We start from the raw sequence: 25,351 nt of genomic DNA on the forward strand, positions 1-25,351 counted from the left end.
GTCATTGCGGGCGCGGCCCGGCCATCCACTTGATGATGCCCATTGCCGGCAGCACCCAGATGATTCCGCTGAAAAGGAAATAGAGGAAATGCACCCAGCCGGGTTGATCTGCAAGCGTTCGCACTGCAACGATCATGGCGACGATCGCATAGATTGCAACCAGCAGCACCAGCAGGATCATGCCAATGAATTTGCGCAGGCGAAGGGGCACGGGGTTTTCTCCTCATTATGGCAACATGCCGCGACGGCATGCCGCAAACTCCCGGGACTTGTTTTGCACGCCCCTATCGGGCAAATCAACAGCCTGATCGAAGGGAGAAGCCATGGCTGCCACTAATTTTACGACCGAACAGGCCATTTTGAAGGAAGTGGCCCGGCAGGACCGCAATCGCCGCGCTATACGCATCTGGCTCGCCTGTGTGCTTCTAGTTCTCTTCGGTCTCGTGCTGGTGGGAGGCGCCACGCGCCTCACCAATTCCGGCCTGTCGATCACACAATGGCAGCCGATCCATGGCGTTATCCCGCCGCTGAATGCGCAGGAATGGCAGGACGAATTCGATCTCTACAAGCGCATCCCGCAATTCCAGATCCTGAACAAGGATATGACGGTCGAAGAGTTCAAGAGCATCTTTTGGTGGGAGTGGGCTCATCGCCTGCTGGCCCGCACCATCGGTATCATCTTTGGCCTGCCGCTACTGTTCTTCGTGTTGACGGGCCGCGTCGAGCGCAAGCTCTGGCTGCCGCTTGCGGGCATTTTCCTCCTCGGCGGCCTTCAGGGCGCGATCGGTTGGTGGATGGTCTCCTCGGGGCTCGAAGCGCGCACCGACGTCAGCCAATATCGCCTTGCGACGCATCTCGTGACGGCCTGTCTGATCTTTGCCGCCTGCATGTGGTTCATGCGCGCCCTATCGCCGCATTCGAACGAGCCGCCGCCTACACGTCATTCAGCAAAACTCGCCGGTTTGATTGCCTTCATGGCCTTGTTTCAGATCTATCTCGGCGCGCTCGTCGCCGGTCTCGATGCAGGCCTCAGCTACAATACCTGGCCACTGATGGATGGCGCAGTCGTACCGAGTGATCTTTTCATACAGTCGCCGGGCTGGATCAATTTCTTCGAGAACCCGAAGACGGTCCAGTTCGTTCACCGCCTCGGCGCCTATGCGCTCTTCGCCGTGGTCGCCATCAACATGATCATCTCGCTGCGCGCGGCGGCGCAAACGACCCATGCGCGGCGATCCGTCGTTCTCTTCGTGCTTGTGCTGATCCAGGCGATCCTTGGCATTTCGACACTGCTGCTGCACGTGCCGCTGCATTTGGCCTTGGCGCATCAGGCCGGCGCCCTGATCGTCTTCGGCTTTGCGATTGCCAATTGGCGCGGGTTCTATGGTGAACTGCCGCGCCAGACATCGATCGTCGTGAGAGATTGAGGCGCTTTGCGCCTCAAATCCTTTTACCGCGCAGAAGCGACGCTTGCCGCCGACGACATCCGCGAGACGACTTTCAACCGCTTGATTTCGCCGCGCCGGAAGGCAGCCAGGAAGCGATTGTAATCCTTGAAGACCACACAGCCATTCGATTCGCCACGGCCGCCTCTGAGCATGTAGGTGTGAGCCAGCAGGCCATCGCGGCCATAGACGCGAGCGCCGTTTGCGGGTGTCAGGCGCAGCGCCTGCACGCCATGGAACAGGCTTTCCCTATAAGTCAGGTTATACGTTTCAGGCGGCGTCGGGCCGGTATTCTTGCGGTCGACATAGCGGGGATTGTCGCGCATGTGGCCGAGGCCGGAATGGGCCTCGAGGCGCTCGCCGCTCGGCAGATAAACGGTTTTCGCCTCGATGTCGTAGATCGCCGTGCCTGCGCCGGGGCTGATCGCCGCAAATGGATTGATGAACGGCTTCGTCTTTCGCACGGAACTGTCATCCGGATCGGCATAGGCCGTGAGACGTGATGGTGGCTGAGCGGTTGCTTCGTCGCCCGTCGCTCTGGCGATCGCGCTCGTGGCATTGGCGCGCTGCATGGGTGTGGGTGTCTCGCGGGCAGGGCGGGCCACCGGAATGACGTTCAGAACGGCTTCGGCCACCGCAATGTCGGCGTCCTTGGCGGGCAACGGCTTGGCTTCCGCAACGGCGGGCAAGCTTACCGCGGGGGCTGCTGAAGCAACCGCAGCCGGCTGTCCGGTCGTCTTTAGAGGACTTGCGGCAGGTATCAGCGCGGCTGCATACTTCGCTTGGCTCAGCGATTGCACTGCAGTCGCAAAGTTTATGGCGATGACCTTGCGCAAATGGTCGATCTTCTCGGGTGAAGCCGCGGCCACTTCGATACGACCGCTCTTGATGCTCGCCGCTACGTCCTGCGCCTGTTTCATTTCGGAGGTCTGCTGTGCAAGCGCATAGGCTAGTTGCAGTCGAACCGCGTCCGCACCGACACCTTTCGTTTGAACATCCGCGTCTGCGATGCTGCCGAAGCGGCTCTGTCCATGCAGCGAGGTCGTCTGGCTGGCGTAGCGGACGGGATGGGCCGCGCGGCTTGGCGGAACGATGAATGCCGATGCGCGGGGCGCCAGGAAATTATCGGTCGGCGCCGCTGCGCCGGGAAGCGATAGCACCATCGATTGCGTCGTCATCAGCGTCGCCGCGATCCAGGCGAAAGCAGCGACTGCGACGCCGGTGGCCAGGGTGCCGGGACGGATGCTGGGGGATTTTTTTGATCGCGAGGCGTAGCCGGAGCGCGAATTGAAGTTACCGAACGTTTCGGTCACGAACGCCATGATACTCGTTATCCAAACTACACAGACACCAAGCCGGCTCAAGAACGCACACGCGCCCTAACGCGAGTGTCGCGTTCGGTCGCCAACTTGCCGGCTGTCTGGAAGCATGCCGAATTATGGTAACCAATTCCTTTACGATGGCTCATTCTTGGATATTCATTGAAAAAAGGGATAGTTTTAAACGTCCCGCCCATTCGGACCAGCAAAGCCGTAAAGAGGAAATCCGGCCGACAATTGGTCGCGGAGCCTCACAGGCATTCACTTTTCCGTGTAGCTTCGGCTAATTTAGAGCGGCGGCAAAAATAAGGCCGGGAATAATGGCGAGCTCGAAATCGCGCAAAACCCCTTGCGGGCATGAAAAAAGCCCGGCCTGATCGATCCTCTACAGATGAACGGGCCGGGCCGAACAAGCTTCGATTTGCGTCGGGCTGAGTTAGGCGCTCAGCATCAGATCCATGTTCTGTACGGCTGCACCCGATGCGCCCTTGCCGAGATTGTCGAGCAGCGCCACCAGATTGACTTGCGCTCCGCCCGGCGTGCCAAAGACGAAGAGCTTCATCGTGTCCTTGCCGGCGAGCTCGACGGCGTTGACGCGGGGCAGGGCGCGGCTCTCATCGAGCGAAACGACTTGAACGATATTCTGACCGGCATAATGCTCGACGAGCGCGGCATGAATGCTCTCCAGCGTCGCGCCTTCCGCGAGATCGCCAAGATGCAGCGGCACCTGCACGATCATGCCCTGGGGGAAGCGGCCGACGGAGGGCGAGAAGATCGGCGCGCGCTCCAGCAGGCCGTGGGTCGTCATCTCGGGCACATGCTTGTGGGTAAGCGGCAGGCCATAGAGGAAGTGCGGCGCGGTGATCGCATCCGGATGATCCGGATTTTCCATCTGGGCGATCATTTGCTTGCCGCCGCCCGTGTAGCCCGACACGGCATTGACCGTCACGGGATAGTCCGTCGGAAGGATGCCGGCGGCGCGCAGCGGCCGAATGACACCGATCGCACCTGTCGGATAGCAGCCGGGATTGGCAACGAAACGTGCTGCCTTGATCTTGCTGCCCTGGTTGCTGTCCATTTCGGCAAAGCCATAGGCCCAGTCGGGATGGATGCGGAAAGCCGTCGAGGTGTCGATAACGCGGACGTTGTTGTTGCCCGCCACCATCTTCACCGCTTCCTTCGACGCGTCGTCGGGCAGGCAGAGGATGGCGATATCGGCGCTATTCAGCATGTCCTCGCGCATGGCGGCGTTGCGGCGTTCGGCTTCGGGAATGGACAGCAGCTCGACATCGCGGCGGTCGGCCATGCGCGTGCGGATCTGCAAGCCCGTGGTTCCGTGTTCGCCATCGATGAAGATTTTCGGTGCCATCTTATTCCTGCTCTTTCAATAGGTTCAGAGTGTTTCCGGACTCAGTTTGCCATGCAGTTGATTCAATTTCATAACGGCCGCTGTGGAAGCAGAAGGCGGCTTTCGAAAACCGTCCCACCTATCCCGAAATCATGTCTCAACGACCGCTCGCACGTCGTTCGGCGTGGAGACCGAGCATATACATCGCCACGGTCGCCCCCGCAATGGCGGTGATGTCGGCGTGGTCGTAGGCGGGCGACACTTCGACGACATCGGCCCCCCGGATGTCAAGCTGATGCAGCCGCTGCAGCACCGACAGGATCTTGGCGCTGGAAGGGCCGCCCGCGACCGGCGTTCCCGTGCCCGGGGCATAGGCCGGATCGAGGCAATCTATATCGAAGGTCAGATAGGTTGGTGCGCCTTTGGTATGAGAAATGATCATCGAAGCGATATCGCCGGCGCTCATATCTTCAACCTGATTGCCATAGAGGATCTGGATGCCGAAATCGTCAGGCGCACGCGTGCGGATGCCGATCTGGATGGAGCGGTCCGGGTCGATCAGCCCGTCACGTACGGCTCGTGCAACGAAGGAGCCGTGGTCGATACGCTTGCCGTCGTCGTACCAGGTGTCCTGATGGGCATCGAACTGCACCAGCGCCAGCGGCCCATGCTTGGCGACATGCGCCTTCAACAACGGCCACGTGACGAAATGATCGCCTCCGAGGGTCAGCATGAAGGCGCCGCTGTCCAGGATCGTGGCCGCCTGTCTTTCGATTGCAGCGGGTGTCTCCTGATGATTGCCGTAGTCGAGCAGGCAGTCGCCATAGTCGATGACGGCCATCTCGGCGAAAAGATCGCGATTGAACGGATATTGCGGATCATTGTCGAAGATGGCCGACGCACGGCGGATCGCCTGCGGTCCGAAACGCGTTCCCGGCCGGTTCGAGGTGGCGGCATCGAAGGGGATGCCCCAGACCACGGCATCGGCGCCTTCGAGCGATTTAGTGAAGCGGCGGCGCATGAAAGAGAGCGCGCCGGCAAAGGTCGGGTCGCTGGCAGCCGAGGTCAGGCTTGCCGCGGTAAAGGCATGGTCAATCGATGTGCTCGGCAAGGGCCTCTCCTTTGCTCGCTTGAAAGTCGTAGGCCCGTTCTATCCTACCTATGCGAACCTTGTATTCTTCGTACCAGCGCTCGCGCCCGAGTTTCTGCGCAGCCAGATGCGACACCACGTTCTTCCAGGCGAGGATGCTTTCCTCGTCCCGCCAGAAGGAGTTGGTGATGCCGAAACCATCGGCACTTCTCGCGCTTTCAAGCCCAAGAAAGCCATCCTGCGCCCTTGCCAGTTCTTCCATGCGCTCGCCCATCGAACCATAGCCGTTGTCGCCTTCGGTGCGGAGCGACGCGAATGTGACGATGTAATAGGGCGGCTCGGGAGTGGCCGCGAAACGCGATGAAGTACTCTTGCTCATGGTGTTTCTCCGGAGAGCGGTCAAATCTGGAAATTCAGGCTGGAATTATAAGCCAAGATCCGGTGATTATTTGCCCGATCTAGCGGTGCATTGATATGCCTTTTTCACACAGGCGATCTGCGGCGTGGAACACTCGGCCTGCCCATCGGTCACGACACAGTAGGAGCAGCTGTCGTTGAACTCGCGACAATCGGCATTTGCGTGGAGAAAATCCTTCATGCTCTGCATATCCGCCGTCGTTTCTGCAGGCGGAGCTGGCTGGGCATCGTCACACAGAACGGGTACGGCGCTCGCGATCAAAAACAGAAGCGAAAAGATGAATCCACGCATTGAACTCTCCCGGTGCTTGTATCGGGACTTTGCCACAAAATGTGCCGCTTGCCTTTGCGGATCTGCATCTTTTCTCATGATGTAAAAGAAAAAGGCCGGGAAAACCCGGCCTTTCCAAAAATCCGATCTCGGGTAAGCGATTAACGCTTGGAGAACTGGAACGAACGACGTGCCTTTGCGCGGCCGTACTTCTTGCGTTCGACGACGCGGCTGTCGCGGGTCAGGAAGCCACCCTTCTTCAGGACCGAGCGCAGGCCCGGCTCGAAGTAGGTGATCGCCTTGGACAGGCCGTGACGAACGGCACCGGCCTGGCCGGAGAGGCCGCCGCCGGCTACGGTTGCTACGATGTCGAACTGGCCGTCACGGGCAGCTGCGACGATCGGCTGACGCAGGATCATCTGCAGAACCGGACGGGCGAAGTAAGCCGTGTAGTCCTTGCCGTTGACGATGATCTTGCCGGAGCCGGCCTTGACCCATACGCGGGCTACGGCGTCCTTGCGCTTGCCGGTCGCGTAGGAGCGGCCGAGCGAGTCAACCTTGCGGACGTGAACCGGAGCAGCAGCTGCTTCAGACGTCGTGCCGAGGTCCTTCAGGGAGGAAAGGTCAGCCATTATCAGGCGCTCCTTACGTTCTTCTTGTTCAGCTTGGCGACGTCGAGGACGACCGGCTGCTGGGCTTCGTGGGGATGGTTGGAGCCGGCGTAGACGCGCAGGTTCTTCATCTGGCGACGGCCGAGCGGGCCGCGGGGAACCATGCGCTCGACGGCCTTCTCAACGACGCGCTCCGGGAAGCGGCCTTCGATGATCTGGCGAGCCGTACGCTCCTTGATGCCGCCGGCATAACCGGTGTGCCAGTAGTAAACCTTGTCTTCGTACTTCTTGCCGGTGAAGACGACCTTGTCGGCATTGATGACGATGACGTTGTCGCCGTCGTCGACGTGCGGCGTGAAGGTAGCCTTATGCTTGCCGCGCAGACGCATTGCGATGATAGAAGCGAGACGGCCAACGACAAGCCCTTCGGCGTCGATGAGAACCCACTTCTTCTCCACCTCTGCAGGCTTCTGGGAGAAGGTTGCCATGTTGCATACTCTCTTTTAGGACCCCTGGCCCGAAGGCGTCTGGGCGTTTCTTGTTGCTTGATTTGGCGCGCATGGATGCGCGCCAAAAAGAAAGCAGCCGGGAGAGGCTGCAATCTGCGGCGGCTTATAGATCGATTAAGGGCCAGCGTCAATATCGCCTGATTGGCGGGCCGCAAAAATTATAAAGTAAAATCAACATGTTGTTTATGTGGTAAAATAAAACCACATAATTTATCGTCAGCCAAGCCGCAAAACCAGCACTCCGCCAGCAATAATGGCGCCGGCAATATAGCGCCAGATGCTGGACCGCTCCTTCAAAACGACGACGGATATTACCAAAGCGAAGAGGATCGAAGTCTCGCGCAAGGCGGCGACCATGGCGACCGGCGCCTTGGTCATCGCCCACAAGGCCAGCCCGTAGGAAGCGATCGAACCGCCGCCGCCGATAAGCCCGCGCCACCAGTTGTAACGGACGTGGGCGGCGACGGCATTGATGCCGCGTTGTGATATCGCCCAGGCGAAAAGGAGAATGGGGGGAAGAAGTGCCATCCACAGAGTATAGGATACCGAATTGCCCGATATCCGCGCGCCGATGCCATCCACATAGGTATAGGTCGCGATGACAACGGCATTGGCGAGGGCGAGAACGATCGCCCGGCGGCTGCCCTTTCGGGCCTCGAAGGCAAGCGTCAATATGCCGGCACAAATGGTCATGGTGCCGATCAATGCGCCGCCCGAAAGCGTTTCCTTCAAAATGAAGCTGCTTGTCGAGACAATAATGAGCGGTGCGACACCACGCATCAGCGGATAGACGAGCCCGATATCCCCGGCGCGATAAGCGGCTGCCACCAGCTGGAAATAGGCAAATTGAAGGATGGCCGAGGCACCGATGAACGGCCAGGCCGCTGAGGCGGGCAGGGGAAGGAACGGCAGAAGGGGCAATGCCGCGACCGCGCCGCCGGCCGAAACCAGCGCCGCATCGAGCGACTTGTCGGTTCCGGCCTTGATGATCGCATTCCACGTCGCGTGCAGCAGGGCGCCGAAAAGAACGAGCGCGATAACGTCGAGAGACACGGAAAACCTCGGAAATTGGCAGGCGTAATGGCAATGCTTGGTATTTTGTGGGAGTGCGGTCCTCATATGATCTGCAATACATCGAAAAGCAACGAAATATCGGTCATTCTGACGGCTTGCCCATTTGCTTCAGTCATGATGGGTGTCGAGAATGGCGTTTTCGTTATGTTCCAGATCACTCTTTCCGGTATTATAAATAACTAATTTATTGGAGTATGAAGCGCGAACAAATATCGCATGTCCTGTGAACGCGAGAGTAGCATTAGACACTTCTTACTTAAAAACGACAGAGGGCTGTGTCGCCTGCAACGCCGCGTGTTATCGGGCGTGGGAAAATCGACGCGAAAACGCCGCGCGCAATCTCTCTTCCCCTCATGAACAGAGTGGATAATTCTACAAGAGGTGAAAAATATTACAGGTAGAGCGCGCGATGCTGCTGATGAAAATCATACTAAGAGATAAGTATAGAATCGTCGAACCAAAAATTGGCAGGGTATATCATTGCGCGAACTCGAAAATTATTCTGTGGGGAAATAATGAAATAGCATATGTTCCGTGTTCGCATTCGGTTCTCGTTGGAATTGACTGTCTATGCGAAGTTTCTAATTTATATGCGAATAAAAAGCGAACAAAGATTGCATTTCCTGAGAACGCAACCCTGCGGCTTCAGGAAAATTTATGAAAGCGCTTTGGAGAGGGGCTTGAACGCAGGCGTATAAATGCCCGCGCGCGGCCATAGGGCCTAAGATGCACCGTGCCTGGGACAATCAATGGTCGTATCGAACTCGTGAGCCGTCCGTCATATCCAGCCGTAGGCTATTGCGATCAGCGTCGGAAAATCAAATCATCGTCATCGAGGTCGGTCGTCGGCCTGCATATATAGACCGGACAGGAAGCGCGATCCTTCGTGGGAAGATAATCCTGATAGGCGTAAAAGCCCATATCGCATGCGCCGCTGTCCGCAACATAGCGATCATAGAGCGTCATATTCGGTGTTCTTCTGGCCGGATAACGCATGATGACTGCACGCTCCCGATTGATGACCGCCCTGGCCTCGGCGCAGGTCATGGACATGGAATTATATCGCGAAATCGCCAATGCCGGCGTCGCGGCCGAAGTGACGAGCAGGCCCAGCAGGATGAAATTTTTCATCTGAGTAATCCTCCCTGAAGTTGTTATAATACAATATATATACGCGGAGACCGCCATTGCGGTTTCCATATTTGTGACAAAACGCAAGTGTGATCGAGGTGGGAGGCTTCGTGATGAACCACGATAGTTATGACGATTCCTATATAGCCGATATCCTCTTGTCCGTAAGGACCATCGCGCTCGTCGGCGCTTCGCCCAATCCCGCGCGCCCGAGCAACGGTGTGATGGCCTATCTCCTGAACAGGGGATATCGCGTCATCCCCATCAATCCCGGACAGGCCGGCAAGGAAATTCTGGGGCAATGGGTCTATGCACGCCTGGCCGACATTCCCGAGCCTGTGGATATGGTCGATGTTTTTCGGGCGCCGGAATATCTCCGATCGGTCGTGGAGGAGACGATCATGATCGAGCCGCGGCCCCCGGTCATCTGGGGCCAACTCGGCGTGCGTGACGATGCGGCTGCGGCGAGAGCGGAAGCTGCGGGGGTAAGGGTCGTCATGGACCGCTGCCCGGCTATCGAGTATCCGCGTCTGGTCGCTTGACCGAGATCATGCATGACGGCTGCATTCGGCCGTTTATCGCGCGATCTCACTGAAAGATGGCAAGTTTTTTCCGCGAGCCGAGAAGCACGGCAAAGTTCGCGGTTAACTTTCATATGCCAGGCGTTATGCTTTTCCCGTTACGAACAAGATCCGGCGGGAGGAAAAATATGCCAACCAACAACCCAGGTTTCGACACGCTTGCGATCCACGCCGGCGCGCAGCCAGACCCGGCGACAGGCGCGCGCGCGACGCCGATCTACCAGACGACCTCCTTCGTCTTTCAGGACGCCGATCATGCCGCTGCACTGTTTGGATTGCAGCAGTTCGGCAATATCTACACGCGCATCATGAACCCGACGCAGGCGGTGTTGGAAGAGCGGGTGGCGGCTCTTGAAGGCGGAACCGCGGCTCTCGCGGTGGCCTCCGGTCATGCGGCACAGCTGCTCGTTTTCCATGCCATCATGCAGCCGGGCGACAATTTTGTTGCGGCCAAGCGGCTCTATGGTGGCTCGGTCAATCAGTTCGGGCAATCCTTCAAGAATTTCGACTGGCGAGTCCGCTGGGCCGATTCCGCCGATCCTGCGACCTTCGAGGCGCAGATCGATGGCCGCACCCGCGCCGTCTTCATCGAAAGCCTTGCCAATCCCGGCGGCACCTTCGTCGATATCGCCGCGATCGCGGCCATCGCGCACAAGCATGGCCTGCCGCTGATCGTCGACAACACCCTTGCAAGCCCCTATCTCATCCGGCCGCTGGAGCATGGCGCCGATATCGTCGTGCACTCGCTGACAAAATTCCTCGGTGGCCACGGCAATTCCATGGGCGGCATCATCGTCGACGGCGGCACTTTCGACTGGTCCGCCTCGGGCAATTATCCCATGCTGTCTTCACCGCGCCCGGAATATAACGGCGTCGTTCTGCATTCGACTTTCGGCAACTTCGCTTTCGCCATTGCTTGCCGGGTGCTAGGCCTGCGCGATCTCGGGCCAGCCATCTCGCCATTCAATGCCTTTCTGATCTTGACCGGCATTGAGACGCTGCCATTGCGCATGCAGCGCCATTCCGACAATGCGGCTGCCGTTGCGCGTTGGCTGAAAGCGCAGGAAAAGGTGGCATGGGTGAACTATTCCGGCCTGGAAGACGATCCGAACCATGCCCTCCAGCAGCGTTACTCACCGAAAGGCGCGGGCTCGGTCTTCACCTTCGGACTGAAGGGTGGTTATGAAGCGGGCAAGGGGCTGGTCGAAGGCCTGGAGCTCTTTTCGCATCTTGCCAATATCGGCGATACGCGTTCGCTCGTCATCCATCCCGCCTCGACGACCCACAAACAGTTGACTGACGAGCAGAAGGTTGCCGCCGGTGCCGGCCCGGATGTTGTGCGTTTGTCGATCGGCATCGAGGACGTCAAGGACATCATCGCCGACCTGGAACAGGCGCTCGCGAAAGTCTGATGAGGTTCCTCACATAGCTTTGGCAACACTTTTTTATTGGGTTGTATTGAGGCGACCGGCGAAAAAACGTGAAAAACGGGGCGCTCGCATATATGGCCTCTTCAAATCTGACCCTATAGGATGCCGGTTACGAAGCGATCCAGCCGGGTTTCTGGACGATAGAGCGTCTTGACCAGGATCGCCGCGAAAACGGCGGTAAGCACCCCACCCATGACGTCACCGACATAATGCGTGCCGACGTAGACTCGCGAGAAGGAGACAAGGATCGCGCCGAGTAGGAAGAAGAGGCTTCGCTCTGGCATGCGTTGAAGCGCAAATGCGGCAACGATCGCGAACGCGGCCGTCGCGTGGTCGGAGGGAAAGGACGGGTCATTGCTGCGATTTATAAGTAGCTTGGTGACTCCGACATCATACGGGCGAACGCGACTGACAAAAAACAGGATGACTTGGTTGATGCCGAGACCGATGACGAAGGTCAGGCCCGCGGCAACGACTGCGTGTCGGGTTTCCGATCGACGTTCTCCGACCCACCATTGGACAGCGACGAGAACGATCAACAAGGGAACGCCGTAAGCCGTGATTAGGATCATCAGGCTGTCGACTGTCGGGTTTCCGGCTATGCCATTGATCCACTCTGTTATAACGACATCTAGTCCATACATGCTGGCCCCTTCTGAACTGCGATTGCGATTTCGGCCCGATTGAGATGGTCGAGCCAAATTAACGAAGCGCACTAGGGCATTGTTTTCTGACGTTTCCCTGAAAGGTGGGAGCTTGGCATGGGGCGGCAGGTCAGGATGATATGCTTTTCGGGTTCGCGTTTTATTGGGTTCGCGGAGAGCCACATAAGGCAATCGACAGGAGACATTTGTGACGACCTATCTGGCAGTGGACATCAGCGACATCGAACCGGAAACGGGCGCGCCCGCAGCTGATCGCCTCGTTTCGGGAGCCCCAATCTTTCGCACATGGAATGTTGAGGAGGCCGATGGCGGCCTTTACGTCGGCATATGGGAGGCGACGCCTGGCAAATGGAAGGTCGTCTATGACGAGTGGGAATACTTCCATATCCTCTCCGGCTACTCCGTTGTAACGTCAGACGATGGCGAGGCCTTTCATCTGCGTGCGGGCGACCGCCTTATCTTGAAGCCGGGCTTCAAGGGGACCTGGGAAGTGATTGAAACGACTCGCAAGGATTATGTGATCCGTCTTTGACGATGCTCTTGAATCAGAACATGAAGTTCGCGTTCATGCGCCCTTTGGCGCGCTTCATTTCCTGCCGTTCCGCGATGGCCGTGATGATTGCCGCAGGTTGTGTCACTGCCGCTTCATTAAACTGTCATCAAACTGAAACAATGCGTCTTTAGAGCCAAGGCTGTCGCCGGGAGATTTCAGGCGGGGAGGTTCGTTTACCATGGGGACCTCGCGCCGATCTTCTGCTCGCCATCCTTTCATTCACTTGAGGAAGTGAGTCTACTATGCTTAACCTGAAACTCCGTTCGCTTTGCCTGACTGCAGGCCTCATCGCGGCTATGTCCGCTTCGGCCTCCGCTGCCGACATCACGGGCGCCGGCTCGAGCTTCATCGCACCGGTTCTGTCCAAGTGGGCTGAAGGCTACAAGGCTGCGACGAACAATGTCGTCAACTATCAGTCGGTTGGTTCGGGCGCCGGCATCAAGCAGCTTCTCGACAAGACCATCGTATTCGGCGCTTCGGACAAGCCCATGAGCGACGCCGACCTCGAGAAGAACGGCATTGCCCAGTTCCCGATGATCTCCGGCGGCATCGTCGTTTCCTATAATGTCGAAGGCGTAAAGCCGGGCGAACTCGTTCTTGACGGCAAGACGCTGGCCGACATCTTCCTTGGCAAGATCGCCAAGTGGGACGATGCAGCCATCAAGGCTCTCAACCCCGATGTAAAGCTGCCGTCCACGCCGATCTCGGTCGTTTACCGCGCCGACAGCTCGGGCACGACCTTCAACTTCACCGACTACCTGTCGAAGGTTTCGCCGGAGTGGAAGGAAAAGGTTGGCTCGAACACGGCTGTTGAATGGCCGGTCGGTTTCGGCGCCAAGGGTTCGGAAGGCGTTTCCACGACCGTCAACCAGACGGCTGGTTCGATCTCCTACGTTGAATATTCCTACGTCGTCGCCAACCACATCGGTTTCGCGAAGATGAAGAATGCTGCCGGCAAGGTTATTGAGCCGAGCCTGGAAACCTTCAAGGCTGCCGCTTCCAACGCCGACTGGGCCAAGGCCAAGAACTTCAACCTGATCATCACCAATCAGCCGGGCGAAAAGAGCTGGCCGATTGCTGCCTCGACCTGGGTTCTGCTCTATAAGAAGCCGGCCGATGCTGCTAAGAACGAAGAGGCACTGAAGTTCTTCAAGTGGTCCTATGAGCATGGCCAGAAGGACGCGACCGCCCTGTCTTATCTCGCGGTCCCGGACAATGTTGTCGAGATCGTTGAGAAGTCTTGGAAGACGGACTTCGGCACGAAGTAATTTGTGCTAGGCGAGAAAGTTGCGGCGGGCAGGGTATTTCCCTGTCCGCCTTTCGTGACAGGACAAGGGGAAATCGATGGCTGACGCGACTCAAATGGCGGGCTTCCAGGCTGTGAATACCTCCGCCGCGACCAGAAAATTCCGAATCCAGGATCGGATTTTCTATTTGATGACGCTTGGCTCGGCTGTTCTTGTCGTGCTTCTGCTGCTGGCAATTCTCGTGGTTCTTGTCATCGATGCCTTGCCCACATTTCAGACCTTTGGCTTGTCGTTCCTCTGGGGCACCAAGTGGAGCGCGCCGGCTGATATTTATGGCGCCGTGCCTGCCGTGGTCGGTACGCTTGTAAGTTCGTTCATCGCCATGCTGATTGCCGTTCCCCTCGGCATCGGCATCGCCATATTCCTGACGGAACTTTGCCCCGGTAGCCTGCGCCGCCCGATCAGCACGGCCATCGAGCTTCTGGCGGGCGTTCCCTCCATTATCTATGGCATCGTCGGCCTGTTCATTCTCGTGCCGCTCATGCAGAACTATATATTGCCATTCCTTATCTCTACGGTCGGCCAGGTGCCGGTGATCGGTCTGCTGTTCCAGCCGCCGGCCCCGGGCGTCGGCCTGCTGACGGCAAGCCTCGTGCTCGCCGTCATGATCCTGCCGTTCATCACCGCAATCTCCCGCGACGTGTTCAGCACCGTGCCGCCGATGCTGCGCGAATCCGCCTACGGCATGGGCATGACGACATGGGAAGTGGCCCGCCACATCCTGATCCCTTATACACGCCGTGGCCTCGTCGGCGGCATCATGCTTGGCCTTGGCCGCGCGCTTGGCGAAACCATGGCCGTGACCTTCGTCGTTGGCTCGGTGAGCCGTCTGCAGTCGTCGATCATTTCGCCGTCCACGACCATTTCCGCCCAGATCGCGAACAACTTCGGCGATGCCGACGGTCTGCAATTGTCGAGCCTGATCGCGCTCGGGCTGCTCCTGTTCGTCCTTTCCTTCTGCGTGCTTGCAGTGGCGAGATGGATGATCGGCCGCGGCGACTCGCTCTGAGGAAAAAAACCATGGAAAATGCAGTTCGTCAGAATCTCGTGTCGAGGCGTTATACGAAGAACAAGGTGATGATGGCCCTGTCCTTCCTCGCGGCCATTCTCGGCATATTCTTTCTCAGCGTGATCCTTGTCAGCCTGGTTTATCGCGGTGTATCGGCGCTCAGCCTCGACGTGTTCACCATGTCGATCCCGGCTCAGGGCTCGCGCGGCGGTCTGATAAACGCAATCTACGGCACGGTGCTGGTCACCGGCTGCGCCATTCTGATCGCAGCGCCGATCGGCATTCTAGCCGGCACCTACCTGGTGGAATATGCCAACGGGACCAAGCTTGCCGAGGTCGCCAAATTCATCAACGACATTCTGCTGTCCGCACCCTCGATCATCGTCGGCGTGTTCGTCTACGGCGCCGTAGTCGTGCCCATGCACGGCAATTCTGCCATCGCGGGCATCCTAGCGCTGGCGCTGATCGCCCTTCCGGTTGTCAACCGAACGACGCAGGATATGCTGTTGCTGGTGCCGAATGCGCTTCGCGAGGCGACTGCCGCGCTCGGTGCGCCGCGCTGGAAGTCCATGATGATGGTGATCTACCGTTCCGCCTGGACCGGTATTCTCACCGGCATTCTGCTGGCCATCGCCCGCATCAGCGGCGAAACCGCACCGCTTCTCTTTACTGCCGGCTATAGCAAATTCATGAATACGGGCCTGACCGGTCCGATCGCCACGCTGCCGGTTGCCATCAACACGCTTGCCGCCGATGCTGGCGGGGATCTCAAACAACTGGCCTGGGCCGGTGCGCTGATCATCACCGTCGCCATCCTTGCCCTGAACATCCTTGCCCGTGTCTTGAGTGGGCGCCGTCAATGACGCAGCCGTCGAACGATAGGAATGAGACCATGAACATGAGCGACAGCAAATTTCAGAGCGTCAACGCACAACAGGGGAAGGACGCCGCTTCCCAGTCGGATCTCGGTGCGCTCGCGAAGCTCGAGGTGAAGAACCTCGATTTCACCTATCAGAACGGCCATCGCGTTCTGAAGAGTGTGAATATGAATATCCGCAAGAACGCGGTCACCGCCTTCATCGGCCCTTCGGGTTGCGGCAAGTCCACGCTGCTGCGCACCTTCAACCGCATGTATGATCTTTACCCCGGTCAGACCGTAGCTGGCGAGATTTTGCTGGATGGCCGCAACATCCTCACCAAGGACGTCGATCTCAACGATCTGCGCGCCAAGGTCGGCATGGTGTTCCAGAAGCCGACGCCGTTCCCGATGTCCATCTACGAGAACGTCGCTTTCGGCATCCGCCTCTATGAGAAGATCTCCAAGGCGGAAATGGACGCCCGCGTCGAGGCGGCGCTGACGGAAACGGCGCTGTGGAGCGAAGTCAAGGACAAGCTGCACCAGAGCGGACTTGGCCTTTCCGGCGGCCAGCAGCAGCGTCTCTGCATCGCCCGCGCCATCGCCATTCGTCCCGAAGTCCTCCTGCTCGACGAGCCTACCTCGGCTCTTGACCCGATCTCGACCGCCAAGGTCGAGGAACTGGTGTCGCAGTTGAAGGGCGATTTCACCATCGTCATCGTCACGCACAATATGCAGCAGGCAAGCCGCATCTCCGACAGCACCGCATTCATGTATCTGGGCGAGCTGATCGAATACGGCGCGACCGAACAGATCTTCCAGGCGCCGAAGGTCAAGCGCACGGAAGACTATATCACCGGTCGTTACGGCTGATACGGCTGGACATTACCGCACAATTTGCGAAGGCGCGCCGTTCAGGCGCGTCTTTTGCGTTTGAGAATGCGGCCTTGTTCGGCACTCGCACCATTTGGTCAAGAGAAAGCTTATAGGATGGGTGTGCCGAATGAGCCGATCACATCCTCGCGAGCGTGCCCATGCGCCGCAAGGCGTGGATCTGGTCGTCGAGCGTCGGCACCAGCTCGCCTTCATCCGCTGCGGTCGCCGCGTCGGGCTCCCTCGCAGTCTCCATTTCATTGAAGACGATAGTGCAGTTGCGGCCTGCGCGTTTGGCGGCGTAAAGCGCACGGTCTGCGAAAGAGACCAGCCGATCCCAGCTGACGGTATCGTGGGGCATGATCGAGACGCCGATGCTGACGGTTGCCGGCACCAGCGAGCGACCAGCAAGCAGCGGCACGCGGCAGAAATCGGCGCGGATGGTTTCCGCCAGCGCTTCGGCCTGCGATTGCTCGTCTATCGGAACGAAGGCGACGAATTCCTCTCCGCCCATTCTGCCGAATGCGCCAGTGCGAGGCACGAACTGACGCGCGATGCGGGCAAACTCGACCAGAACCGCATCGCCTGCCTGGTGGCCATGGCGGTCGTTGATCTTCTTGAAATGGTCGAGATCGAATAACAGGGCGGCAAGCTTTTGCGGTTGTTGCTGCCCCTTGCCGACGAGAATCTCGTAGCTTTCCTGAAGCCCGCGCCGGTTCAGAACTCCCGTCAAAGTATCGGTGATGGATATTGCCCGCCAACGGCGCTCGGCGCGTTCCATGAGAAGCTTGCCATTGAGAACGATGGCGATGATGATGAGCAGCCCGTAGCCAAGCGCCATGTAGCCACGATAGATCATGGCCTCGTCCAGCGAAGGGGCAGCAAGCACCATCCAGAGAGCCGAACCGAAACAGAAGCAGGCGAGCGCCACGAAGACGATGCCGAGTTGTCCGCGTGCCGGCTCCCGTCGGCCGTCTCCGGGATGCACAGCGAAGGCAAGCAAGGTCGCGCCGACTGCGCCGGCTAGGTCATAGACGACGACGCGATTGGCGAAATTGCCGGTGACCCAGGGAAGGCTGACGCCGACGATCCAGATGGTTGGCGGCAGGAATGCCGACCATTCCAGCTTGCGCTTGTCCATGACGCGAAATCCGACGATCCACGCGCTCTCGCCGAGCAGGGCCACGGCATTGCCGATCTGGATCGACCAAATGTCGGGAATGAGGCCTCGGGCAGCCACCAAGGCGAATCCCACAGCACTGACCGTGAAGCCGAGTGCCCAGATCAAATAGGCTGGGGATTTGCGATCATGCCTCCAGGCAAGAAGGAGAACGGTCGCCAGGGTTATGGCTTCCGAGCACCAGATGGTGAGGCCTGTGGTCATATTCAGCACGATCGGACGTCTCCGCTTTTTGGGGGCCGTCGGCGCAAGCGGCACGACGATCTCTGCGATCGTTTCATCCTTGCCCAATAAGATGGCAAGTTCCTTAAATGAGTTGGTAAATTTTGCCTATGGTGGAGATCTCCGCCCGACGGGTACAGACCTTCATGCTTCCTTCACCTTGCGACCGCGAATTGTAGTGGGTAGCGGATGGTCCGTCGCTACGGCACCTTGGAATTCGAGGAGCCGTGGTTAGAAATGCTTTGTGAACGCTTCGTGGGGCATTCGTGCTTTTTGACGTTATGCTTACGGGCGTCTTGAAGTGCAGGGCAGGGACACTCTATGTAGGAGTAAAGGATTTTTACTCCGATTCCCGGCGTCTCCGTCGCCGGGGCAAGTTTGATAAAGGACGCACATGAGAAATCCAGTCGATACAGCTATGGCTCTGGTGCCGATGGTTGTCGAGCAGACCAACCGCGGGGAGCGGTCTTACGATATCTATTCCCGCCTGCTGAAGGAACGCATCATTTTCCTGACCGGACCGGTCGAAGACCATATGGCGACGCTGGTGTGCGCACAGCTTCTCTTCCTCGAGGCCGAAAACCCGAAGAAGGAAATCGCGCTCTATATCAATTCGCCGGGCGGCGTCGTGACCGCCGGCATGGCGATCTACGATACGATGCAGTTCATCAAGCCGGCCGTTTCGACGCTCTGCATCGGCCAGGCTGCCTCGATGGGATCGCTGCTTCTGGCCGCTGGCGACAAGGACATGCGTTTCGCAACGCCGAATTCCCGTATCATGGTTCATCAGCCCTCGGGCGGCTTCCAGGGCCAAGCTTCGGACATCGAGCGCCACGCGCGCGACATCATCAAGATGAAGCGCCGTCTCAATGAAGTTTACGTCAAGCATTGCGGCCGGACCTATGAAGAGGTCGAGCAGACGCTCGATCGTGACCATTTCATGTCTTCGGATGAGGCCAAGGAATGGGGTCTGATCGACAAGGTGCTGACGTCGCGTACTGAAATAGAAGGTGAAACCGCCTCGTGATTATCCACTAGGCGGTGACTTCTACGCCACAGTTCTATCCCATTTGTGATCGAATAGGGGTTTAATGTGGAGCGGAACGCGGTAATAGTACGCATTAATGCTATGTAGCGTTTTTGTGACATAGCATTCGGCATTCGAAGGGGGATTCGTTGCCACGCAGTTCCGGTTTGGTTGCCTGGCCTGCGTTCAGTACCCTGAAGGGCGCCGCGATCTGCAAACGAGGGGCAGGTCCGGCGGGCGCATAGAGTGGACCGCGATTTCAATTTGGAAATTTGCGGCGTGCTGGAAGGAAAGTGATATGAGCAAAGTCAGCGGCAGCAACGGCGGCGACTCAAAGAACACACTTTATTGTTCGTTCTGCGGTAAGAGCCAGCATGAAGTCCGGAAGTTGATTGCCGGACCGACCGTATTCATCTGCGACGAGTGCGTCGAGCTATGCATGGACATCATCCGCGAGGAAAACAAATCCTCGATGGTGAAGTCTCGTGACGGTGTTCCGACCCCGCAGGACATCATCAAGGTTCTTGACGAATACGTCATCGGCCAGCGGCAGGCGAAGAAGATCCTCTCCGTGGCCGTTCACAACCATTACAAGCGGCTCGCTCACGCATCGAAGAACGGTGACGTTGAGCTGGCGAAGTCGAACATCATGCTCGTCGGCCCGACCGGCTGCGGCAAGACCTATCTTGCCCAGACGCTCGCCCGCATCATCGACGTTCCCTTCACCATGGCCGATGCGACCACGCTGACCGAAGCTGGCTATGTCGGCGAAGATGTCGAAAACATCATCCTCAAGCTGCTGCAGGCCGCCGACTACAACGTCGAGCGCGCACAGCGCGGTATCGTCTACATCGACGAAGTCGACAAGATTTCCCGCAAGTCGGACAATCCGTCGATCACGCGCGACGTCTCGGGCGAGGGCGTGCAGCAGGCGCTTCTGAAGATCATGGAAGGCACGGTGGCTTCGGTTCCCCCGCAGGGCGGCCGCAAGCATCCCCAACAGGAATTCCTGCAGGTGGACACGACCAACATCCTCTTCATCTGCGGCGGCGCGTTTGCCGGCCTCGACAAGATCATCTCTGCCCGCGGTGAGAAGACCTCGATCGGCTTCGGTGCGACCGTCAAGGCGCCGGATGACCGCCGCGTCGGTGAAGTGCTGCGCGAGCTGGAGCCGGAAGATCTGGTGAAGTTCGGGCTCATCCCGGAATTCATCGGCCGTCTGCCCGTTCTGGCGACGCTGGAAGACCTCGACGAAGACGCGCTGATCCAGATCCTGTCCGAGCCGAAGAACGCGCTGGTGAAGCAGTATCAGCGCCTGTTCGAGATGGAAGACGTCGAACTGACCTTCCACGAGGATGCTCTGCGCGAAATCGCCCGTAAGGCGATCGTCCGCAAGACGGGCGCCCGCGGTCTGCGCTCCATCATGGAGAAGATCCTCCTCGACACCATGTTCGAGCTGCCGGCCCTGGAAGGCGTGCGCGAAGTGGTCATTTCCGAGGAAGTGGTTCGCGGCTCCGCCCGTCCGCTCTACATCTATGCCGACCGGCAGGAGGAAAAGGCCAACGCAACGGCCTGATCCGTCATCCGTGATCACGAATCGGGGGCTCGTCATCGACGGGCCCCTTTCTGTTTGAAAAATCGCACGGTTTGCTGATAAAGTCTTGGATAAGCTTATGGGAATGCCGTCGAAACCGGTTGTGAAGAGCCCCTGCTGCGGCCATGATGGCATGATTCTGGAGCATGAGGCGGATGGGGCGCAGGCCCGGCGTTTTTTCTTCGGATCTTAGCGTCGCCGGCAGTGTTCGAGTTGTCGGGCTTTGGTGTTTTGTTGTTGCGTTCCTTCTTGCAGACATGCGGGATCGTTGCCTCGTGGCGGGCGTTCCTGTGACTTGAAATAGGCAGTGTGAAGCTCCACTTGTTTACCAAGTGAGAGAGCCGGCTAACTCCCCCCAGCCGGCAGAGAGCCCGGGAACGGGACGACGGAAAGGAAATGACATGAGTAAGAAAACGTCTGCGACACACGACAGCATTGCCTATCCGGTATTGCCGTTGCGCGACATCGTGGTCTTCCCCCACATGATCGTGCCTCTGTTCGTCGGACGGGAGAAATCCATTCGCGCGCTGGAAGAGGTCATGGGTTCGGACAAGCAGATCATGCTCGTCACCCAGATCAATGCCAGCGATGATGATCCCGCGCCGGATGCCATCCACAAGGTCGGCACCGTTGCAAATGTTCTGCAGCTGCTGAAACTGCCCGACGGCACCGTCAAGGTGCTGGTGGAAGGCCGTGCGCGTGCTGAGATCGACGAATATACCGGCCGTGAAGACTTCTACGAAGCCCTTGGCCATGTCCTGCATGAGCCGGAAGAAGACCAGGTTGAGCTCGAAGCTTTGAGCCGCTCGGTCGTTTCCGAATTCGAGAGCTATGTGAAGCTCAACAAGAAGATTTCGCCGGAAGTGGTCGGCGCCGCCAGCCAGATCGACGATTATTCGAAGCTGGCCGACACCGTCGCATCGCATCTTTCGATCAAGATCACCGAAAAGCAGGAAATGCTGGAAACCACCAGCGTGAAGGCTCGCCTGGAAAAGGCGCTCGGCTTCATGGAAGGCGAAATTTCGGTTCTGCAGGTCGAGAAGCGCATCCGCTCGCGCGTCAAGCGCCAGATGGAGAAGACGCAGCGCGAATACTATCTGAACGAGCAGATGAAGGCGATCCAGAAGGAACTCGGCGACGGCGAGGAAGGCCGCGACGAGATGGCCGAACTGGAAGAGCGCATCTCCAAGACCAAGCTGTCGAAGGAAGCCAAGGAAAAGGCTGATGCCGAGCTGAAGAAGCTCCGGCAGATGAGCCCGATGTCGGCTGAAGCGACCGTGGTGCGCAACTATCTCGACTGGCTGCTGGGCATCCCCTGGCACAAGAAATCGAAGATCAAGGCCGACCTGAACAATGCCGAGAAGATCCTCGAAGCGGACCATTTCGGTCTGGACAAGGTCAAGGAGCGCATCGTCGAATATCTGGCCGTCCAGGCCCGCGCGACGAAGATCAAAGGCCCGATCCTGTGCCTCGTCGGCCCTCCGGGCGTCGGCAAGACCTCGCTCGCCCAGTCGATCGCCAAGGCGACCGGCCGTGAGTATGTCCGCATGGCCCTTGGCGGCGTTCGAGACGAAGCCGAGATCCGCGGTCACCGCCGCACCTATATCGGCTCGATGCCCGGCAAGGTCATTCAGTCGATGAAGAAGGCGAAGAAGTCCAACCCGCTCTTCTTGCTCGATGAGATCGACAAGCTCGGCCAGGACTATCGCGGCGATCCGTCTTCGGCACTGCTTGAGGTGCTGGACCCGGCGCAGAATTCGACCTTCATGGATCACTACCTGGAAGTCGAATATGATCTGTCGGACGTGATGTTCATCACGACGGCGAATACTTTGAATATCCCTGCGCCCCTGATGGACCGCATGGAGATCATCCGTATCGCCGGCTACACCGAAGACGAGAAGCGCGAAATCGCCAAGCGGCACCTGCTGCCGAAGGCCATCAAGGAACATGCGTTGCAGCCGAACGAGTTTTCGGTCACCGACGGCGCCCTGATGGTCATCATCCAGCAGTACACCCGCGAAGCCGGCGTGCGTAACTTCGAGCGCGAATTGATGAAGCTCGCCCGCAAGGCGGTCACCGAGATCATCAAGGGCAAGGTGAAGTCGGTTGCCGTGACTGCTGAGAATGTCCCGGACTATCTCGGCGTGCCGCGCTTCCGCCATGGCGAAGCCGAGCGCGACGATCAGGTCGGTGTTGTCACCGGTCTCGCCTGGACTGAAGTCGGCGGCGAGCTGCTGACGATCGAAGGCGTGATGATGCCGGGCAAGGGCCGCATGACGGTCACTGGCAACCTGAAGGAAGTCATGAAGGAATCGATCTCGGCGGCGGCCTCTTACGTCCGCTCGCGCGCTGTCGATTTCGGAATCGAGCCGCCGCGCTTCGACAAGAGCGACATCCACGTGCACCTACCGGAAGGTGCGACGCCGAAGGATGGTCCGTCGGCCGGTGTCGCCATGGCAACCGCGATCGTCTCGATCATGACCGGCATCCCGGTTTCCAAGGACGTCGCCATGACGGGTGAAATCACGTTGCGCGGCCGTGTGCTGCCGATCGGCGGCCTGAAGGAAAAGCTGCTCGCGGCACTGCGCGGCGGCATCAAGAAGGTGCTGATCCCGGAAGAAAACGCCAAGGATCTGGCGGAGATTCCGGACAACGTGAAGAACAGCATGGAAATCATCCCCGTATCGCGCATGGGCGAGGTGATCAAGCACGCGCTTGTTCGCCGTCCTGAACCGATCGAGTGGGATGGCACCGTGGAAACGCCTGTGATCGCAACGGTCGAAGGTGTCGACGAAGTGGGTTCTGCCATCGCTCATTGAGCCCCTTCGCCTCAATTCTGTCGAATTGACGTAAATGGACGAAAAGACCGGCATTTTTGCCGGTCTTTTTTTGTGAAAAGCGCATGGCAACGCTTGCTTTTCCTTGATTTGCAGGGCTTTTGGGGTTGCGGCGGGTAAGAGCATTGCTATTTTGCGCCCCGCTTACTGATAAGTCGTTTCATACCAGAGAAAGGGGTGGAAACATGAACAAGAATGAGCTCGTGTCCGCAGTGGCCGAGAAGGCCGGTATCACGAAGGCTGACGCTGCTTCCGCTGTCGACGCTGTTTTCGATACTGTCCAGGCCGAACTGAAGAAGGGCGGCGACATTCGCCTTGCTGGTTTCGGCAGCTTCACCGTTTCTCACCGTGCAGCCACCAAGGGCCGTAACCCGTCCACCGGCGCCGAGGTCGATATTCCTGCCCGTAACGTACCGAAGTTCACGCCCGGCAAGGGCCTGAAGGACTCGGTCAACAGCTAATTCGTTTTCACCCGCTGCGAGGCTTCAGCCTTGCGGGTGGACAAGATTGGGGCCCGCAAAAGCGGGCCCTTTTTATGGTCTCATGCAGCATTACGCGCTGAAAGTTCAATGCCGGGCCGGGTGAGCGATCGACAGGAGACGCGAACATTCGCAACGTCGTCAAAGCGGATGGCTCCAGTGCGCGTGGATGACCAACGATATGATGGCTCTCATTTCTTCAGGACGATGTGCGTGGCTTTCGCCGTCGCCTCATGGGCAGCGACCTGAAAGCCAAGCGAAGGCAGGTCGATGCCGGCAAACATTGCCTCTCCCCTCCCGAGCACTACCGGTGAAATGGCATAGTGTATCTCGTCGACCAAGCCCGCCTGGAGATATTGCCGCACCGTGCTGACACCGCCGCCGATCTTGATATCCTTGCCTCCGGCCGCGGCCTTGGCCTGCATGAGCGCGTCCTCGATTCCGCCCGTGATAAAATAAAAGGTCGTACCGCCTTCCATGACGATCGGCTTGCGGGGATAATGCGTCAGGATGTAGGTCGGCGCGTGATAGGGCGGATTGTCGCCCCACCAGCCTTTCCAGTTTTCATCGGGCCATTCGTCGCGAATGGGGCCGAACATATTGCGGCCGAGGATGAAGGCTCCAAAACCGGTATTCGCCAATGCTGCATATTTCGCATCGGCACCTTCGGTTTCACCCTCTTTGCCGAACATCGCTTGGAATGTCTGGGTCGGGAAAAACCACTCGAACAATTCTGGCCCGCGCTTGCCCAAGGGGTCATTCAGGCTTTGCTCCAGTCCAGCCCCGAAGCCATCGATCGAGAGCGAGAATCCTGCGACACAAACTTTCGACATGCTGTTCTCCATCCAATTGCAATTTGCAACTGGTTGTGTCGTAGCATGGCTCGTCCTACATTGCAATCGATTCACCGAAGGAAGCGAATATGGATATCGAGCGGCGGTCGGGATGCCCGATCAACCTGACAATGGAGGTGTTGGGGGATCGCTGGAGTCTGGTCGTCATTCGGGACATCATGTTCGGCAATCGGCGGCATTTTCGCGAACTGCTCAATCGGTCCGAGGAAGGGATTGCCTCCAACATACTCGCCGCGCGCCTGAAGCGTCTTGTTTCACTCGGCTTGATCACCAAGTTGGATGATCCCAGCCACAGTCAGAAGGCGATTTATAGTCTGACCGAACCGGCGATTCAGCTCGTGCCGATGATTGCCATGATCGGCGCCTGGGGTAGGCGGCATCTGCCCGTCAGTGAAGACCTGAGCATCCGCGCCGAACTTCTTGAGAAAGGCGGACCCGCCCTTTGGGATGACTTCATGAACGATCTTCGAAATATTCACATTGCGGACCCGATCGGCGGAGCAAATGGGAGTGTCACATCGCCCGTCTTGATAGGTCTTACCAACGCCTTTCTCGAGGTCCGCGCAAAAATGGAGCGCAAAGAGTGAAATCATTTTGCGCCGCTAACGGCGGAATGCTCCGCTTCGGCGACTTTGCGCAGGAACCGTCCAGAAAAGGTGCAAAATA

The 25,351-nt window shown here is 58.4% G+C and carries 26 protein-coding genes; 13 read left to right on the top strand and 13 right to left on the bottom strand.

What is annotated here, in order from left to right; genetic code table 11:
* Position 1 precedes the first annotated feature (1 nt).
* Positions 2–211: a DUF2842 domain-containing protein gene (locus AC13RC_RS03980; protein ID WP_069616272.1), complete on the bottom strand. Its 210-nt coding sequence runs from the start codon at positions 209–211 to the stop codon at positions 2–4.
* A 112-nt stretch (positions 212–323) separates the two neighbouring features.
* Here AC13RC_RS03980 and AC13RC_RS03985 point away from each other — a divergent pair, with 112 nt between their 5' ends.
* A complete protein-coding gene (locus AC13RC_RS03985; protein ID WP_488556549.1) occupies positions 324–1,427 on the top strand; it encodes a COX15/CtaA family protein in 1,104 nt (367 codons plus the stop codon).
* Positions 1,428–1,450: 23 nt separating this feature from the next.
* Here the strand turns inward: AC13RC_RS03985 and AC13RC_RS03990 are convergent, their stop codons facing one another.
* From AC13RC_RS03990 to AC13RC_RS04030, 9 genes are all read right to left on the bottom strand, one after another.
* Positions 1,451–2,767 carry a DUF2778 domain-containing protein gene (locus AC13RC_RS03990; RefSeq protein ID WP_488556550.1) on the bottom strand — a complete coding sequence of 439 codons (1,317 nt, stop codon included), beginning with the start codon at positions 2,765–2,767 and terminating at the stop codon, positions 1,451–1,453.
* Between the two features lie 433 nt (positions 2,768–3,200).
* Positions 3,201–4,133, bottom strand: a complete 933-nt coding sequence (gene argC / locus AC13RC_RS03995; protein WP_488556551.1) for an N-acetyl-gamma-glutamyl-phosphate reductase — start codon at positions 4,131–4,133, stop codon at positions 3,201–3,203.
* 136 nt (positions 4,134–4,269) lie between these two features.
* Complete coding sequence (speB, locus tag AC13RC_RS04000) at positions 4,270–5,223, bottom strand: agmatinase (protein ID WP_488556552.1); 954 nt, start codon at positions 5,221–5,223, stop codon at positions 4,270–4,272.
* Positions 5,204–5,581: an antibiotic biosynthesis monooxygenase family protein gene (locus AC13RC_RS04005; RefSeq protein WP_113329008.1), complete on the bottom strand. Its 378-nt coding sequence runs from the start codon at positions 5,579–5,581 to the stop codon at positions 5,204–5,206. The genes speB and AC13RC_RS04005 overlap by 20 nt, the downstream gene beginning before the upstream one ends.
* Positions 5,582–5,647: 66 nt before the next feature.
* On the bottom strand, positions 5,648–5,911 hold the full coding sequence (locus AC13RC_RS04010; protein ID WP_069616278.1) for a hypothetical protein: 264 nt from the start codon (positions 5,909–5,911) through the stop codon (positions 5,648–5,650).
* 140 nt (positions 5,912–6,051) lie between these two features.
* On the bottom strand, positions 6,052–6,522 hold the full coding sequence (gene rpsI, locus AC13RC_RS04015) for a 30S ribosomal protein S9 (protein ID WP_069616279.1): 471 nt from the start codon (positions 6,520–6,522) through the stop codon (positions 6,052–6,054).
* Between the two features lie 2 nt (positions 6,523–6,524).
* Complete coding sequence (rplM, locus tag AC13RC_RS04020; RefSeq protein ID WP_004122374.1) at positions 6,525–6,989, bottom strand: 50S ribosomal protein L13; 465 nt, start codon at positions 6,987–6,989, stop codon at positions 6,525–6,527.
* A 237-nt stretch (positions 6,990–7,226) separates the two neighbouring features.
* On the bottom strand, positions 7,227–8,063 hold the full coding sequence (locus AC13RC_RS04025; RefSeq protein ID WP_113329006.1) for an EamA family transporter: 837 nt from the start codon (positions 8,061–8,063) through the stop codon (positions 7,227–7,229).
* Positions 8,064–8,888: 825 nt separating this feature from the next.
* Complete coding sequence (locus AC13RC_RS04030; RefSeq protein ID WP_113329005.1) at positions 8,889–9,215, bottom strand: hypothetical protein; 327 nt, start codon at positions 9,213–9,215, stop codon at positions 8,889–8,891.
* 113 nt (positions 9,216–9,328) lie between these two features.
* Between AC13RC_RS04030 and AC13RC_RS04035 the strand changes: the two genes are divergently transcribed.
* On the top strand, positions 9,329–9,757 hold the full coding sequence (locus AC13RC_RS04035; protein ID WP_015339469.1) for a CoA-binding protein: 429 nt from the start codon (positions 9,329–9,331) through the stop codon (positions 9,755–9,757).
* A 167-nt stretch (positions 9,758–9,924) separates the two neighbouring features.
* On the top strand, positions 9,925–11,208 hold the full coding sequence (locus tag AC13RC_RS04040) for an O-acetylhomoserine aminocarboxypropyltransferase (protein WP_113329004.1): 1,284 nt from the start codon (positions 9,925–9,927) through the stop codon (positions 11,206–11,208).
* 113 nt (positions 11,209–11,321) lie between these two features.
* Here AC13RC_RS04040 and AC13RC_RS04045 read toward each other — a convergent pair whose 3' ends face one another.
* On the bottom strand, positions 11,322–11,870 hold the full coding sequence (locus AC13RC_RS04045) for a phosphatase PAP2 family protein (RefSeq protein ID WP_488556553.1): 549 nt from the start codon (positions 11,868–11,870) through the stop codon (positions 11,322–11,324).
* Between the two features lie 208 nt (positions 11,871–12,078).
* On the opposite strand from AC13RC_RS04045, the gene AC13RC_RS04050 reads away from it, so the two are divergent.
* The 5 genes from AC13RC_RS04050 (at position 12,079) to pstB (ending at position 16,489) form a co-directional block, all read left to right on the top strand.
* Positions 12,079–12,423 (top strand): cupin domain-containing protein, encoded by a 345-nt coding sequence (locus tag AC13RC_RS04050; RefSeq protein WP_113329002.1) that lies wholly within the window; start codon positions 12,079–12,081, stop codon positions 12,421–12,423.
* A 263-nt stretch (positions 12,424–12,686) separates the two neighbouring features.
* Positions 12,687–13,712, top strand: coding sequence for a phosphate ABC transporter substrate-binding protein PstS (pstS, locus tag AC13RC_RS04055; protein WP_113329001.1), 1,026 nt, complete (start codon positions 12,687–12,689; stop codon positions 13,710–13,712).
* 76 nt (positions 13,713–13,788) lie between these two features.
* On the top strand, positions 13,789–14,760 hold the full coding sequence (gene pstC, locus AC13RC_RS04060) for a phosphate ABC transporter permease subunit PstC (RefSeq protein ID WP_113354732.1): 972 nt from the start codon (positions 13,789–13,791) through the stop codon (positions 14,758–14,760).
* 11 nt (positions 14,761–14,771) lie between these two features.
* Positions 14,772–15,623, top strand: a complete 852-nt coding sequence (pstA, locus tag AC13RC_RS04065) for a phosphate ABC transporter permease PstA (protein WP_488556554.1) — start codon at positions 14,772–14,774, stop codon at positions 15,621–15,623.
* A gap of 29 nt (positions 15,624–15,652) precedes the next feature.
* Positions 15,653–16,489, top strand: coding sequence for a phosphate ABC transporter ATP-binding protein PstB (gene pstB, locus AC13RC_RS04070; protein WP_095434490.1), 837 nt, complete (start codon positions 15,653–15,655; stop codon positions 16,487–16,489).
* 139 nt (positions 16,490–16,628) lie between these two features.
* On the opposite strand, the gene AC13RC_RS04075 is transcribed toward pstB, so the two are convergent.
* Complete coding sequence (locus AC13RC_RS04075; protein WP_488556555.1) at positions 16,629–17,882, bottom strand: GGDEF domain-containing protein; 1,254 nt, start codon at positions 17,880–17,882, stop codon at positions 16,629–16,631.
* 403 nt (positions 17,883–18,285) lie between these two features.
* On the opposite strand from AC13RC_RS04075, the gene clpP reads away from it, so the two are divergent.
* From clpP to hupB, 4 genes are all read left to right on the top strand, one after another.
* Positions 18,286–18,918: an ATP-dependent Clp endopeptidase proteolytic subunit ClpP gene (clpP, locus tag AC13RC_RS04080; protein WP_015339477.1), complete on the top strand. Its 633-nt coding sequence runs from the start codon at positions 18,286–18,288 to the stop codon at positions 18,916–18,918.
* A 298-nt stretch (positions 18,919–19,216) separates the two neighbouring features.
* Entirely contained in the window at positions 19,217–20,494 is a 1,278-nt protein-coding gene (gene clpX, locus AC13RC_RS04085; protein WP_047627083.1) for an ATP-dependent Clp protease ATP-binding subunit ClpX, read from the top strand.
* Between the two features lie 419 nt (positions 20,495–20,913).
* A complete protein-coding gene (gene lon, locus AC13RC_RS04090) occupies positions 20,914–23,334 on the top strand; it encodes an endopeptidase La (protein ID WP_488556556.1) in 2,421 nt (806 codons plus the stop codon).
* 203 nt (positions 23,335–23,537) lie between these two features.
* Complete coding sequence (gene hupB, locus AC13RC_RS04095; protein WP_015339480.1) at positions 23,538–23,813, top strand: DNA-binding protein HupB; 276 nt, start codon at positions 23,538–23,540, stop codon at positions 23,811–23,813.
* A 209-nt stretch (positions 23,814–24,022) separates the two neighbouring features.
* Here the strand turns inward: hupB and AC13RC_RS04100 are convergent, their stop codons facing one another.
* The gene (locus AC13RC_RS04100; RefSeq protein ID WP_113390769.1) at positions 24,023–24,664 is read right to left on the bottom strand and encodes a dihydrofolate reductase family protein; all 642 of its coding nucleotides are present in this window, start codon (positions 24,662–24,664) and stop codon (positions 24,023–24,025) included.
* A gap of 89 nt (positions 24,665–24,753) precedes the next feature.
* On the opposite strand from AC13RC_RS04100, the gene AC13RC_RS04105 reads away from it, so the two are divergent.
* Positions 24,754–25,272 (top strand): winged helix-turn-helix transcriptional regulator, encoded by a 519-nt coding sequence (locus AC13RC_RS04105; RefSeq protein WP_113390754.1) that lies wholly within the window; start codon positions 24,754–24,756, stop codon positions 25,270–25,272.
* The last annotated feature ends 79 nt before the right edge of the window (positions 25,273–25,351 follow it).

This window comes from Martinezella sp. CNPSo 3890, from assembly GCF_057784455.1.

What these genes read in the sequence shown, in the direction of transcription:
- AC13RC_RS03985 (WP_488556549.1), top strand. Translation starts at nt 324, where the DNA reads ATGGCTGCCACTAATTTTACGACCGAACAGGCCATTTTGAAGGAAGTG.
- AC13RC_RS03990 (WP_488556550.1), bottom strand. Translation starts at nt 2,767, where the DNA reads ATGGCGTTCGTGACCGAAACGTTCGGTAACTTCAATTCGCGCTCCGGC.
- argC (WP_488556551.1), bottom strand. Translation starts at nt 4,133, where the DNA reads ATGGCACCGAAAATCTTCATCGATGGCGAACACGGAACCACGGGCTTG.
- AC13RC_RS04005 (WP_113329008.1), bottom strand. Translation starts at nt 5,581, where the DNA reads ATGAGCAAGAGTACTTCATCGCGTTTCGCGGCCACTCCCGAGCCGCCC.
- AC13RC_RS04010 (WP_069616278.1), bottom strand. Translation starts at nt 5,911, where the DNA reads ATGCGTGGATTCATCTTTTCGCTTCTGTTTTTGATCGCGAGCGCCGTA.
- rpsI (WP_069616279.1), bottom strand. Translation starts at nt 6,522, where the DNA reads ATGGCTGACCTTTCCTCCCTGAAGGACCTCGGCACGACGTCTGAAGCA.
- rplM (WP_004122374.1), bottom strand. Translation starts at nt 6,989, where the DNA reads ATGGCAACCTTCTCCCAGAAGCCTGCAGAGGTGGAGAAGAAGTGGGTT.
- AC13RC_RS04030 (WP_113329005.1), bottom strand. Translation starts at nt 9,215, where the DNA reads ATGAAAAATTTCATCCTGCTGGGCCTGCTCGTCACTTCGGCCGCGACG.
- AC13RC_RS04035 (WP_015339469.1), top strand. Translation starts at nt 9,329, where the DNA reads ATGAACCACGATAGTTATGACGATTCCTATATAGCCGATATCCTCTTG.
- AC13RC_RS04040 (WP_113329004.1), top strand. Translation starts at nt 9,925, where the DNA reads ATGCCAACCAACAACCCAGGTTTCGACACGCTTGCGATCCACGCCGGC.
- AC13RC_RS04045 (WP_488556553.1), bottom strand. Translation starts at nt 11,870, where the DNA reads ATGTATGGACTAGATGTCGTTATAACAGAGTGGATCAATGGCATAGCC.
- pstS (WP_113329001.1), top strand. Translation starts at nt 12,687, where the DNA reads ATGCTTAACCTGAAACTCCGTTCGCTTTGCCTGACTGCAGGCCTCATC.
- pstC (WP_113354732.1), top strand. Translation starts at nt 13,789, where the DNA reads ATGGCTGACGCGACTCAAATGGCGGGCTTCCAGGCTGTGAATACCTCC.
- pstA (WP_488556554.1), top strand. Translation starts at nt 14,772, where the DNA reads ATGGAAAATGCAGTTCGTCAGAATCTCGTGTCGAGGCGTTATACGAAG.
- pstB (WP_095434490.1), top strand. Translation starts at nt 15,653, where the DNA reads ATGAACATGAGCGACAGCAAATTTCAGAGCGTCAACGCACAACAGGGG.
- clpP (WP_015339477.1), top strand. Translation starts at nt 18,286, where the DNA reads ATGAGAAATCCAGTCGATACAGCTATGGCTCTGGTGCCGATGGTTGTC.
- clpX (WP_047627083.1), top strand. Translation starts at nt 19,217, where the DNA reads ATGAGCAAAGTCAGCGGCAGCAACGGCGGCGACTCAAAGAACACACTT.
- lon (WP_488556556.1), top strand. Translation starts at nt 20,914, where the DNA reads ATGAGTAAGAAAACGTCTGCGACACACGACAGCATTGCCTATCCGGTA.
- hupB (WP_015339480.1), top strand. Translation starts at nt 23,538, where the DNA reads ATGAACAAGAATGAGCTCGTGTCCGCAGTGGCCGAGAAGGCCGGTATC.
- AC13RC_RS04100 (WP_113390769.1), bottom strand. Translation starts at nt 24,664, where the DNA reads ATGTCGAAAGTTTGTGTCGCAGGATTCTCGCTCTCGATCGATGGCTTC.
- AC13RC_RS04105 (WP_113390754.1), top strand. Translation starts at nt 24,754, where the DNA reads ATGGATATCGAGCGGCGGTCGGGATGCCCGATCAACCTGACAATGGAG.